This window comes from Bacteroidia bacterium (assembly GCA_039924845.1).
In the GTDB taxonomy this organism is placed as follows: domain Bacteria; phylum Bacteroidota; class Bacteroidia; order DATLTG01; family DATLTG01; genus DATLTG01.
Map to the genome: position 1 here is coordinate 23,884 of JBDTAC010000085.1, position 13,842 is coordinate 37,725.

Annotated in this window: 8 protein-coding genes; 4 read left to right on the forward strand and 4 right to left on the reverse strand. The window is 37.2% G+C overall.

Going from position 1 to position 13,842, the window contains the following annotated elements:
* Positions 1–5 precede the first annotated feature (5 nt).
* The 3 genes from der (at position 6) to cysD (ending at position 3,576) form a co-directional block, all read left to right on the forward strand.
* Positions 6–1,316: a ribosome biogenesis GTPase Der gene (gene der, locus ABIZ51_09985; protein MEO7089108.1), complete on the forward strand. Its 1,311-nt coding sequence runs from the start codon at positions 6–8 to the stop codon at positions 1,314–1,316.
* 105 nt (positions 1,317–1,421) lie between these two features.
* Positions 1,422–2,426 carry a fatty acid desaturase gene (locus tag ABIZ51_09990; protein ID MEO7089109.1) on the forward strand — a complete coding sequence of 335 codons (1,005 nt, stop codon included), beginning with the start codon at positions 1,422–1,424 and terminating at the stop codon, positions 2,424–2,426.
* A 244-nt stretch (positions 2,427–2,670) separates the two neighbouring features.
* On the forward strand, positions 2,671–3,576 hold the full coding sequence (cysD, locus tag ABIZ51_09995; protein MEO7089110.1) for a sulfate adenylyltransferase subunit CysD: 906 nt from the start codon (positions 2,671–2,673) through the stop codon (positions 3,574–3,576).
* Positions 3,577–3,588: 12 nt separating this feature from the next.
* Here cysD and ABIZ51_10000 read toward each other — a convergent pair whose 3' ends face one another.
* The 4 genes from ABIZ51_10000 to rpmH all read right to left on the reverse strand — a co-directional run bounded on the left by ABIZ51_10000 (position 3,589) and on the right by rpmH (position 10,585).
* Entirely contained in the window at positions 3,589–4,923 is a 1,335-nt protein-coding gene (locus tag ABIZ51_10000) for a glycosyltransferase family 4 protein (GenBank protein ID MEO7089111.1), read from the reverse strand.
* Entirely contained in the window at positions 4,920–7,418 is a 2,499-nt protein-coding gene (locus ABIZ51_10005) for a YfhO family protein (protein MEO7089112.1), read from the reverse strand. The genes ABIZ51_10000 and ABIZ51_10005 overlap by 4 nt, the downstream gene beginning before the upstream one ends.
* A gap of 27 nt (positions 7,419–7,445) precedes the next feature.
* Positions 7,446–10,262 (reverse strand): carbamoyl-phosphate synthase large subunit, encoded by a 2,817-nt coding sequence (carB, locus tag ABIZ51_10010; protein MEO7089113.1) that lies wholly within the window; start codon positions 10,260–10,262, stop codon positions 7,446–7,448.
* A gap of 164 nt (positions 10,263–10,426) precedes the next feature.
* Positions 10,427–10,585, reverse strand: a complete 159-nt coding sequence (rpmH, locus tag ABIZ51_10015) for a 50S ribosomal protein L34 (protein MEO7089114.1) — start codon at positions 10,583–10,585, stop codon at positions 10,427–10,429.
* A gap of 253 nt (positions 10,586–10,838) precedes the next feature.
* Here rpmH and ABIZ51_10020 point away from each other — a divergent pair.
* Positions 10,839–13,842, forward strand: a 3,004-nt coding sequence (locus ABIZ51_10020; protein ID MEO7089115.1) for a SprB repeat-containing protein, incomplete at its 3' end; no start/stop codon positions are given.

Sequence of the window (13,842 nt, forward strand, 5' to 3'; positions counted from 1 at the left end):
TAAAATTGCCAAATATAGTAGCCATTGTTGGTCGCCCAAACGTAGGTAAATCAACACTTTTTAATCGTTTAACAGAAAGTAGAAAAGCCATCGTAGACGAAATTGCGGGAGTTACGCGCGATCGCCATTACGGAAAAGTAGATTGGAACGGAGTCGTGTTTTCGCTCATTGATACCGGCGGTTACATCAAAGGTTCCGAAGATATTTTCGAAGAAGAAATTCGCAAGCAAGTGCAATTGGCAATCAGCGAAGCCAACGTTATTTTATTTGTGTTAGACGTTACAGAAGGGATTAATGATTACGACAAAGACGTAGCGAATTTATTGAGACGTTGCAAGAAAAAAGTGATTGTGGTTTCCAACAAAGTAGATAATGGGGCGCGTTTGGCGCTTTCAGCGGAATTTTACGGACTCGGATTGGGAGAAGTATTCAGCGTTGCCGCGATTAACGGAAGTGGAACTGGCGAATTGTTAGATGAAGTTGTGAACTCTTTCGAGAATAAAAATGAGGAAGAAGAACAATTAAATATTCCAAGATTTGCCATTGTGGGTCGTCCGAATGTGGGAAAATCGTCCATGATAAATGCCCTTTTGGGAGAAGAAAGAAATATTGTAACTCCTATTGCTGGCACTACGCGCGATTCGATTCACACACGTTATCAAGCTTTCGGACATGATTTTTTATTGATTGACACTGCCGGAATTCGTAAGAAATCAAAAGTAGAAGAAGATTTAGAATTTTATTCGGTGATGCGCTCCATAAGATCCATCGAAGATGCAGACGTTTGTTTGTTGTTGATTGATGCAACTCTCGGAATCGAATCACAAGATTTGAATATTTTTCAGCTCATTACTAAAAACCGCAAAGGCTTGGTAGTAGTGATTAATAAATGGGATTTGCTCGAAAAAGGGAATAACGCAACCAAAGAATACGAAGAAAAAATAAAAGAAAAAACAGCTCCTTTCCGTGATTTTCCAGTAGTTTTTACTTCCGCACTTACTAAACAACGCATTTTAAAAGCCATGGAAACGGCGGAAGAAGTGTATGCGAATAAAACGATTAAAATTCCCACTCGAAAATTATGCGATGTCATGTTGCCGCTCATCGAAAATTATCCGCCGCCTGCTACTAAAGGGAAACACGTGAAAATAAAATTTGTAACGCAGTTGCCGACGAAGAATCCGAATTTTGCTTTTTACTGTAATTTGCCACAATATGTAACGGAGTCTTACAAGCGATTTCTTGAAAATAAATTGCGCGAAAATTTTAATTTTAATGGAGTTCCCGTTGAAATTATCCTGAAAAAGAAAGTGTAAAAACGATTTCTTTATTGATTATCCTGCAAAAAATCACGTAATTTGCGACCTGTTTCAAAGAGCACAAAAATTAATTTTTGAACGAGCATAAAAAAATTTATTGAGATGACCAAACGAACCGATTTTTATTATTCAACCGAGCCTGAACCACATCGCATACGGACGAGAGTCATTATGCAAAAACATCCAGAAATCCGCAAATTAATCGGCAAAAATCCCTATACTATTTTTGCGATAATCGGAATTGTAAGTTTCCAAATTGTCCTTTCTTGGCTGGTAGCAGCGCATTCCTGGTGGATTGTTGTTGCCGCAGCCTATTTTTTGGGTGCTTACGCGGATCATGCTTTGTTTGTGATGATTCACGAATGCGCACATTATTTATTGTTCAAAAGACGCTCGTTAAACCGTTTGGCGGGCATGTTAGCAAACCTTCCGCAAATTATGCCAAGTTCCGTTTCATTTGAACGTTATCATATTAAGCATCATTCTTTTCAAGGCATTCACGAATTAGATGCTGATTTACCAAACCAGTGGGAAGCCAAATTAGTTGGCAATTCTTTTATCGGGAAAGCTCTTTGGTTTTTATTTTATCCTATTTTTCAAGTAACACGTGTTTCCCGACTCAAAGAAATAAAGCCTTTCGATGGTTGGATTGCATTGAATTGGTTTTCTCAACTCGTTTTTGCAAGTGCTATTTTCTTCTTTTTCGGACCTAAAGCCTTGGTTTTTTTGGTGATTAGCTTTTTCTTTTCGATTGGATTGCATCCGCTTGGCGGACGCTGGATTCAGGAACATTATTTAACAAACGGACAACAAGAAACGTACAGTTATTACGGTGTTTTAAATAAAATCGCGTTCAATGTTGGTTATCACAATGAACACCACGATTTTCCATCCATTCCTTGGAATAAATTACCGCAAATTCGTAAAACTGCCACTCAATATTATGATACTTTAGCCTACCACACTTCTTGGTCAAAATTATTTTTTCGATTTTTATTCGATAGAGAAATTTCACTTTATTCGCGCGTTGTTCGTAAAGAAAGAGGAAAAGTGGCGCTTACGGATCAATCCATTCCAGACATCGAATTGGGCACAACAGTAAAATAAATTTTTGGAGATATAAAAACAGAGTTGAAAAATTATTTTTTTGAACCTGATTTTCTACTTTAAAATAACTCACATTTGAATAATTCAGAATGTCTCCGTATTTATCAGCTAATGCGAAACCCTTTTAATTGAAGAAATACAAGTCCTTCTCAATTAATAATTGTTAATTCCTCATTACTGATTCTCTTCAAAAAAAGGAAAAAATAAATTGTATTTTTAGAACCGAAAAATTAAAAACAAAAAAATGCAATCGTATCATCTCAGTCATTTACAAGAATTAGAATCAGAAAGTATTTTTATTTTACGTGAATTAGCAGCGCAATTTGAAAAACCCGTGTTGCTTTTTTCGGGCGGAAAAGATTCGATTGTGGTGAGCCATTTAGCACGGAAAGCCTTTCATCCCGCTAAAATTCCCTTTCCATTAATGCACATTGATACAGGACATAATTTTCAGGAAACATTGGATTTTAGAGATCGATGGATGAAAAAGATTGGCGCGAAATTAATTGTACGTTTTGTGCAAGATTCGATTGATAAAGGCAGAGCGATGGAAGAAAAAAGTTTGAATCCGAGTCGGAATGGCTTACAAACTGTTACTTTGTTGGATGCCATTGAAGAATTCAAATTTGACGCTGCTATCGGCGGCGCCCGGCGCGACGAAGAAAAGGCGCGTGCCAAAGAACGTTTCTTTTCGCACCGCGATGAATTCGGACAGTGGGATCCGAAGAATCAACGTCCAGAATTATGGAATTTGTTCAATGGAAAAAAAAATACAGGAGAACATTTTCGTGTTTTCCCAATTAGTAATTGGACGGAAATGGACGTTTGGCAATACATTTTACATGAAAAAATAGAAATGCCCAATTTGTATTTTTCGCACAAAAGAGTATGCGTAAATCGCGATGGAATATTGCTGGCAAAATGCAATTTTATTACTTTGAAAGAAGGAGAAAAATACGAAGAATACCAAGTTCGTTTTCGTACAATTGGGGATATGAGCTGCACCGGAGCAGTAGAATCAAAAGCGGAATCTCTATCTGAAATTATTCAGGAAATAGCTTCCAGTAAAACAACAGAACGCGGCACCCGCGCAGATGACAAACGATCAGAAGCCGCCATGGAAGACCGAAAAAAAACAGGCTATTTTTAACGCTTCAAAAAATTATTTTTTTGAAGCAATTACTTCATCCATTATTTCGCATAAATTTCTTGTGAGATTTTTACGCGAATATTTTTCGATGTGCGTGTTGGTAGTTTGTAAATTATTTTTTTGGTACAAATTGTAATATTCCAAAATTATTTTTTTGAGATTTACGTCATCTTCAAACTCAACTGTAATTCCCGATTGCGTTTCTGCAATAATTTCTGCCGCATCGCCATCCTTCGGTCCGATGCACAAAATAGGGCGTTGTGCTGATAAATATTCAAACATCTTTCCGGTCAAAACGCCTTTCGCATTGTGCGTATTATTTAAAACAAGCAGTAAAATTTGTGATTGTTGTTGCACTTTTACAATTTCGGCATGCGACAAATAATCAATTTTATTCAGTTGTTTTTCGAGCTTAAAATACTCGATGTTTTTCATAATACTGATGTCTATTTTACCCGCCAATTTTATTTCTAAATCGTTTGCGAAAAAATTATTTTCCTGAACCAATTCCCCCAACACTTTCCAAAATGCTTCCGGATTGCGGCTTTTAACCATTGTTCCGATATGCGCGATGCTAAATTTTTTATCCAAAATTATTTTTTCAGACGATACATCATCGGTATCAAAACCATTTGTGATGACGCGAAATTTATTTTTTATTTTCGATTTTATTCCTGCCTGAAAAATTATTTTTTCAAACTCTTCGCTCATTGTTTTTCCAACGCTGATAACGGAATCTGCATTTTTTAGAACTTTCAATTCCAAGCGCTTGTGTTTTTTATCCGCAAAAGAACTCAACATTAAATCTTGGTAAAAATCAATGTTTGTCCAAGGATCACGAAAATCAGCTATCCAAGGAATGTTGAATTTTTTTTTCACTTGCATCGCGATGAGGTGCATGCTGTGTGGCGGTCCGCTAGAAATAATTAAGTCCACCGGATTTTTTTTTAAATAATTTGTTAGATATTTTACGGAAGGTTTTACCCAAAATTTCCGTGCATCCGGAATAAAAAAATTTCCGCGCAGCCACACCGAAAATTTTTCGCTGTATTTTGATTTTTCGTTTTCGCTCAAAAAAGCGGCATTTATTTTTTGCGATTTTTTTTGTCCGATAAATAATTTATAAATGCTGTAAGGCTCCCAAATAGGCTGTTTCAGAATAAGTGTATTTTCGGGAATATCTTTTTCAAGCGACGAATCAATCACTGGTTTTTCGCCGTTGGAAGGAGTGTACACAATTGGTTCCCAACCAAATTCGCGCATGTATTTTACAAATTTAAGCCAGCGCTGCACTCCGGAGCCACCGCTGGGAGGCCAGTAATACGTGATGATTAAAGCTTTTTTCATTCGGCATTCGGCTTCATTTTGAAAAGATATCCTACGTAACCCAAACATAAAAGAATAAGTAGCGCGGAACTTGCTAAGGAAATTTTTTCGCCAGCCGCAAAAATCACTGGTTCAAATTTAAACTCTACCTTGTGTGATCCTGCTGGAATACGCATCGCACGCAATACATAATTTACGCGGATATAAGGCGTCAGTTTTCCGTCGATATAAGCGTTCCAACCATCTTTATAATAGATTTCAGAAAAAACTGCGAGCGCTTCGTGTTGCGAATTGGCTTGATAAACTAAGTCGTTCGGCTCGTACGAAAGCATTTTTATTGTTGCGGAAGAATCTGCCACTGGCGTAAATCCTGAAAAATAATTTTGGAAACGTTGATCGACAATGGCTGTTTTTGCCGGATTAAAATTGCTGAGATCCATTATTTCGGAATCAGCATCCAATACTATTTTATAATTGGAAACAAACCAAGCATTTCCCAATGCGTCAGGATTCTCACGCGCGATAGGCTGATTGTCTTTCCCGTTCATAATAAAATATTTCGCGTTGAGCATATCCAAAACAGATATATTATTTCTGTCTATTTGATACGTCATTAACTCATCGTAACGTTTCAATTTTGCGCCGTGATAACCGCCAATAGATTTATGGAAATAAGAAGTTTTTCCGTCTTGATCGGGACGAACAGTGGTATTAAAAACGCGGTAATCGAGCGATTTATCTTGCAATATTTGTAAATCTGCTGCAGATGGTTGAAACGTTTGTGATTCTTGATGAGCCGTTTCAAAACTATTGTCGTTGAGATAACGTTTGTCCACGTTCCACATATCTGCTAAAATAAAAACGATAAGTGTTCCGAACATCCATTTTTTTGTAATTTTTGATTTAAAATAAAGCCACAATAAGCCCGCAGTGAGCGCAATAAAAATAAAACTACGAATAGAATCTGATTTGAAAATTTCTTTTCGGGCAACCACTAATTGTCCAAAAATATCTGTTAAATAAGTGGTGATTTGAGTGTCGTCTACTTTCGGATTTGCTTGTTTTATTTGATTGAATGTATTTCCAAATTCATTGCTTCCTTGAAAAGTAGAAAACGACGAAGGCATGAGGTAGCAAAGCAAAGCAACGCCTCCTGAAAAAATAAATGCGAGAAAAAAAAGTTTCTGTTTCGAAACAGGATTGCTCACAAAAGGAACTTTCATGGTTTCGGTTAAGAAATTTTTATTTTTCACAATTTCATCTACTGCCAATACAGCAAGGAGCGGCAGCGTAAATTCAGCGAGAATTAAAATCATGGAAACAGCTCTGAATTTATTGTAGCCTGGAAAATGGTTGAAGAAAAAATCCGTCAGCGGATGAAAATTATTTCCCCAGGAAAGCATGATGGATAAAAGGGTTGCGATGAATAAAAACCATTTGAAAGAACCTTTTATAACGAATAATCCGAGTAAGGAAAGAAAAAATACAATGGCACCTGCATATACTGGTCCTGCCGTAAATGGCTGATCACCCCAATATTGATCCATGTTTGCCACTTGTTGTTTTTGTTCCGGGCTTACGTTTTCCATCGCGCTTTTGTCGTTACCAATGGGCGCAGAAACGCCTCCTTTAAAATTCGGAATCATCAACGTCATCGTTTCGGCTTTTCCGTAACACCATTGCAATGCGTACTCTTCGCTTAATCCGCTGCTGGAAGTTTGTTTGTCGAGCGTTAATTCAGATTTTCCGCGCGTGGTATATTTTCCATAATCATAGGTTGCCCACAAATTGGTAATGTTTGTACCAACCGCTAAGAGTGCAGCAAAACCAATTACTGCACATGCTTTAAAAAAAGGTACGTAGGCTTTATTTTTAATGGCTTGATAAAATTCGATGAGCACATAAACCGCTAACATCATCATCAAATAATAGGTTATTTGCAAGTGATTACAATACAATTCGAGCGCTAAAAACAGAGCCGTTAAAATTCCGCCTTTCAAAAAATCTTTTTTGAAAACCAAAATAAATCCCGCTAAAACAGGCGCCATATAACCAATAGCATGCGCTTGTGAATTATGCCCGACATCAATAATGATAAAAAAGAAAGAAGAAAATGCAAATGCGATGGAGCCCGCGACTGCCAGCCAAATATCGATTTCGAGTGTTATCAATAAAATATAAAAGCCAATTAAATAAAGTAATAAAAGACTTGCCGGATAAGGAACTCCCAGGCTAAAAATACGATCCACGTACGCAACTAAATTGGCGGAATACAATACGGAAATTTGATACGCCGGCATTCCTCCGAACATCGAATTCGTCCACAAAGGTTCTTTGTGAAATTGAGCGCGGTAATCGACAATTTCTTTTGACATCCCTTTAAAATTAACGATGTCGCTTTGTTTCATTTGCATTCCGCTCATCAGCGGAGAAAAATAAGCCATCGTAATCACAACAAAAATTGCGAGGACAGCGATGTGCGGAAGAATTTTTTTGAAATTGAATTTTTGGCTCATGAAAAATTATTTTTTTGAAGGACTTATTTACTTACTCAAATATAAATTGCGTTCAGAATAAATGGTGTGAAAATATTCGTCTGTTAAATCATCAATAAAATAAATAGATTCTCCAGTTGATTTCATTTCAGGACCTAATTCTTTTACTACGTCTGGAAATTTTTCATACGAAAATACGGGGATTTTAATGGCGTATCCTTTTTTGCGCGGATTAAATTTAAAATCTTTTACCTTTTTTTCGCCCAACATAACTTTAGTGGCATAATTTACATAAGGTTCATCATAAGCTTTTGCGATAAACGGAACGGTACGCGATGCACGTGGATTAGCTTCAATAATATAGACAATTTCATTTTTAATGGCAAATTGAATATTAATTAAACCCACTGTTTTCAATGCTAAGGCAATTGTCTTGGTGTATTGATCAATTTGTTGCAACACGTTTTCACTTAAATCAAAAGGAGGTAAAACAGCGTAGGAATCGCCAGAATGAATTCCTGCAGGCTCGATGTGTTCCATAACTCCAATAATATAAACATCTTTTCCATCGCAAATAGCATCCGCTTCCGCTTCAATAGCACCTTCTAAAAAATGATCCAATAAAACTTTATTGTTAGGAATATCTTGTAAAATTTTCACAACGTGTTGTTCTAATTCTTGTTCATTGATAACGATTTTCATGCCTTGTCCGCCCAACACATAAGAAGGTCGAACCAACAGCGGGAATCCTAATTGGCGCGATAATTCAACAGCTTGTTCAGCATCTTCAATCACTCCGAATTTCGGATACGGAATATTATTTTCTTTCAATAAAGTAGAAAAACTTCCTCTGTCTTCCGCTAAATCCAAGGATTTATAATCCGTTCCGATAATTTTTATTCCGTAGCGATCCAATTTTTCAGCCAACTTTAAAGCCGTTTGTCCGCCTAACTGAACGATAACACCTACGGGCTTTTCGTGCAAAATAATGTCGTAAATATGTTCCCAAAAAACGGGCTCGAAATACAATTTATCCGCCACATTAAAATCTGTTGAAACCGTTTCCGGATTGCAATTAATCATAATGGTTTCGTAACCGCATTCTTTCGCAGCAAGCACACCGTGAACGCAACTGTAATCAAACTCAATTCCTTGTCCGATACGATTTGGACCACTTCCCAGCACTACAATTTTCTTTTTATCGGAACGAACAGATTCGTTTTCATCTTCAAAAGTAGAATAATAATAAGGTGTTTTGGCTTCAAATTCGGCAGCGCACGTATCCACTAATTTATACACACGTTGTATGCCGAGTTCAGTCCGTTTTTTAAAAACTTCACTTTCTTTACAATCCAACAAATGTGCTATTTGTCGGTCGGCATAGCCTTTTTGTTTGGCTTCGTACAATAAATCTTTTTGAATGGTTTTAACAGAATAATTTTCAATTTCTTTTTCAAGAATGACCATTTCTTCGATTTGATTTAAAAACCAAGGGTCTATGCGTGTTAATTTTTGAATGGTTTTTATGGAAATTCCGAGTTTAATGGCATCGTAAATATGAAATAAACGATTCCAACTCGGACGTTCTAAACTTTTCAATAACTCTTCTTGATTCGTATTTTCTCTTCCGTCTGCACCTAATCCATTTCGTTTAATCTCCAAGGATTGACAGGCTTTTTGGAGTGCTTCTTGAAAACATCTTCCAATTGCCATTACTTCGCCAACCGATTTCATTTGGAAACCCAATTCGCGATTTGCACCTTTAAATTTATCAAAATTCCAACGCGGAATTTTTACAATTACATAATCTAAGCTGGGTTCAAAAAACGCAGAAGTACTTTTGGTAATTTGATTTTCCAGTTCATCTAAATTATAGCCAATCGCTAATTTAGAAGCAATTTTTGCAATTGGATAACCGGTTGCTTTGCTTGCTAATGCAGAAGAGCGTGATACGCGTGGGTTAATTTCTATCGCAATTATATCTTCCGAATCATCTGGATTTACGGCAAATTGCACATTACAACCGCCTGCAAAATTTCCGATGGAGCGCATCATTTTTATCGCCATCGTTCTCATTCTTTGATAAGTTGTATCTGACAAAGTCATAGCAGGAGCAACGGTTATCGAATCTCCAGTATGAACGCCCATCGGATCAAAATTTTCGATGGAACAAATAATTGTTACGTTGTCGTTGCTATCGCGCAACAATTCCAATTCAAATTCTTTCCAACCCAACACGGCTTTGTCAATCAATACTTCGTGAATGGGCGAAGTATGCAAACCTCTGTCTAATAATTTATCGAAATCTTCTTTTTGATAAACAACGCTTCCGCCGCTTCCGCCAAGGGTAAACGAAGGACGAATAACCAATGGAAATCCAAAATCTTGCGCAATTTCTTTTCCTTCTAAAAACGAACGGCAAATTTTGGATGGAGCCATGCCCACGCCAATTTCTTCCATGCGTTGCCTGAATTTATCGCGATCTTCCGTTACTTCAATCGCTTGTACATCCACGCCAATCATGCGTACACCGTATTTTTTCCAAATACCCATTTCCTCACATTTCATGGCGAGGTTTAAAGCCGTTTGTCCGCCCATTGTGGGAAGTACCGCATCTATTTTATTTTCTTCTAAAATTTTTACAATAGAAGCAGCTGTTAAAGGCAGCAAATAAATATTTTCGGCAGTTACTTTATCCGTCATAATAGTTGCCGGATTGGAATTGATGAGCGTAACTTTTATATCTTCTTCTTTTAACGAACGCGCAGCTTGCGATCCAGAATAATCAAACTCGCAAGCTTGACCAATTACAATGGGTCCGCTGCCGATGATGAGAACTGATTTGATGGAATTATCTTTGGGCATATTGTGTATTTATAGCTTTGAAAAATTATTTTTTTGAGACGTTTTTTTTCTTCACGAAAGTAAACAATAATGAGGCTTGGGCGATAATAGTTTAAAAAAAATCAAAAAAAAACCTTCTCTTGAGAGAAGGTTTTTTAGCAAAATAGATTTTAATACCATTGAAATTATCGTTTGTGCATTCTTTCGTCAGAAACAGTTAATGCTTTTCTGCCTTTAGCTCTTCTGGATGCCAATACTCTTCTGCCATTAGCAGTAGCCATTCTCTCTCTGAAGCCGTGTTTGTTTCTGCGCTTACGTTGTGATGGTTGAAATGTCCTTTTCATTGTCCTAATTTTTTTAAACGGAGGGCAAAGATAAGACGCTTTTTCGATTTACAAAATATTTTTTTGTAAATTTTTTTTTAAAGCTGTTAGGAATACACTTTCGAAAAAATTATTTTTTCGAAAGTGTAAAAAAACGACCTAATTATTTGATTTTTAAAAATATAGTTATATTTTTGTTTAGTCCATTTTTTTAGAATCCAATATTGGAAGATTTTTTGTGAAGCAGATTATTAACACAATCAAAAAATAACCTATGGAAACACTACTACTAAAAGCTCGTTTGAAAAAATATTTTTTCTGCACACTAAAAACAGGATTTATTTTTAGTGTTGCAATGTTTTTCTCTACAAATAGTTATTCTCAAAATAACGTCACAAATGGAAATAACTCTTCGGTTATTCCCAAATGGTCTTCAAATCCTTTTGAACAAAAAGTGTTTATCGAAAATAAATCACAATTTGATGGGAATGATAGTTTGCCAGACAGCCATATTTTGTTTGGTGTACGCAATGAAGGGATACAAATTTATTTTACTCCAGAAGGTTTAACGTATCGTCGCGATGAACCAGTAAAAATGACCGAAGCCGAAAAAGAAAAATACGAAAAGGCTGGAGTAGAAGCCGAATTGATGCAAAAAACAAAAACAGATTATGTAAGCATGCACTGGCTAAATGCGAATCCGAACGTACAAATTGTAGCAGAAAACCCAGTGAACAATTATTTTACGTATGGCGATTTACGTGATAAATCTGGTAAAACAACCATTAAAGCATTCGCGTATAAAAAAATAATTTATAAAAATATTTATCCGAATATTGATGTGGAATATACCTTTCCAGAAGATAAAAAGGGAATCAAATATTCGATTATCTTACATCCAGGTGCGGATGTTTCATTAGTTCAAATGAACTATTCTGGCAATGCCACATTATCCAAAGAGTTTGAAGGACATTTGAGCATAAAGTCTGGGTTAGGAATTATTTTTGATCATGCGCCCAATACACAATACGAGACAGGTCAGTCGATTTCTTCGTATTTCAGTCTCCATAAAAATATTGTTTCTTTTGATTTAGATACCTACGATCACACGAAAACAGTTGTGATTGATCCTTGGGTTACTACTCCTACTTATGCTGGAGCGCAAAATGCTTACGATGTAGATTGCGATTTAGCAGGAAATGTTTATATCTATGGTGGTTCAAGCCCATTTCAAGAATCGAAATTAAACAGCGCTGGTACTATTTTATGGACCTATACCGCTACTCCACTCAGTTCCAATGGATACTACGGGGATTTCGCGGTGGATGGGCATAGTCAAAATTCCTATTTAATAGAAGGTTTTAATCCTGGAACTGGGGCAAAAATCGCCAAAGTAAGCACTAATGGGTTACAAATTGGTCTATTTCCTGGAAATTCAAATATGGTAGAAATGTGGCGAATCGTTTATAATAATTGTACTCACACTTCTGTAATTGCAGGAGGAGGAACCTCCGTTCCGTATCAGGCTTGCGTTTTAGATTCCAATGTATCCGCAATTACCCCTGTCAACATTTTGGGTGCTTCTACTGCTTTACACGATTTTGCTTTGTTGGCTCAGGATAATAACAGCAATTGTTACATGGCTACTGCAAAATCAGTCGTTTACCCTACCATTTTTGACAATGTGATGGTAAAGGCGCCAATTCCTGCTCTTTCTCCCACTGCTTATATGGTTTCGGATGGATATACTTTTCAAGAAGTTGGAAGTATAACTTACATTCCGAGTACTCCAAATGGCTTTAATGGCATGGCAGTTAGCCCTAATTTTCTGTATACATATGATGGGGCGGTTTTGAAGAAATGGAATTCTTCCACAGGAGCTTTATTGGCAAGTGTTACAGTTACAGGAACTTCTTTTACTTCAGGAGGATTACAAGTAGATAATTGCGATCACATTTTTGTAGGTGCCCAAAACACAATTAAGCAATACGATGTGAATCTGAATCTCGTGGCAACGATTCCTGCGAGTAATACAGTGTATGATTTGAAATTAGGAAAAGCTGGACTTATTTATGCTTGCGGACTTGGTTTTGTACAATCCATACAATTGATTTTACCTCCTTGCGCTGCTCTTACTCTCACGATGACATCAACAAGCGCTTGTTCTTCCAGCAATACTGCTACGGTTACAGTTTCTGGTGGAGTTGCTCCATATATTTATTCATGGAGTACACTTCCCTCTCAAACAACTGCCACTGCTACTGGGCTTAATCCCGGAAAATATTATGTTACCGTAACGGATAATTCTTGTGTCCCTCTAACTCAAAAGGATTCAGTTATCATTGTAGCAGGTAGTTCAATGGCTTTTACAACTTCTTCGACTATAAGTAATTGTAGTAATTCAAGTGGTACAGCAACCGTGAATCCAAGTGGAGGTACTCCAGCCTACACTTACGGATGGACACCATCTGGACAAACTACGCAAACCGCCACAGGTCTCGCACCTGGCACATATACTGTTGCTGTAACCGATTCGAAAGGATGCGTTAAAGATACGACCATTATTGTACCTGGTTCGCCAGCAGTAACAGTTACAATAAGCCCTACAAATATTTTATGTAATGGAGCAAATACAGGCATTTTAATAGCAAGTCCAGCTGGCGGGACAACACCATATACTTATTCCTGGTCACCTAGTGGTGGAACAAGCGCCACAGCCTCTAATCTTGTTGCAGGAAATTACACATTAACAGTAACCGATGCAGCAGGATGTACAGTAACAGCAATAGCAAATGTAGCTCAACCTCCTGCAATTGCTCTTACGACTTCTTCGAAAAAAGCACTGTGTGTGTCGCCTGATGGATCAGCTACAGTTGCTGCAACAGGAGGCACTGGCATTTATACCTATTACTGGACTCCAACAGGGCAAACAACTCAAACTGCTACTGGATTAGTTTCAGGCATTTACAGCATAACTGTAACAGATGCAAATCATTGTACAAAAAATACTGTTGTTTCAGTTCTTGATTCAGGAAGTGTTTCATCAACAATCACAACAGTAACAAATGTAAGTTGCTTTGGGATGAGCAATGGTAGCATCACGGTGAATGCAGCAGGCGGAACAGGAGCCTATACCTATTTGTGGACACCAACAGGACAAACAACAGCAACGGCTACTGGTTTAGCTCCAGGTACTTATTCGGTAACGGTAAAAGATGCGAATGGTTGTAGTATTATGGTGGATACAAGCATCATCCAACCAACAGCTTTGGATACAA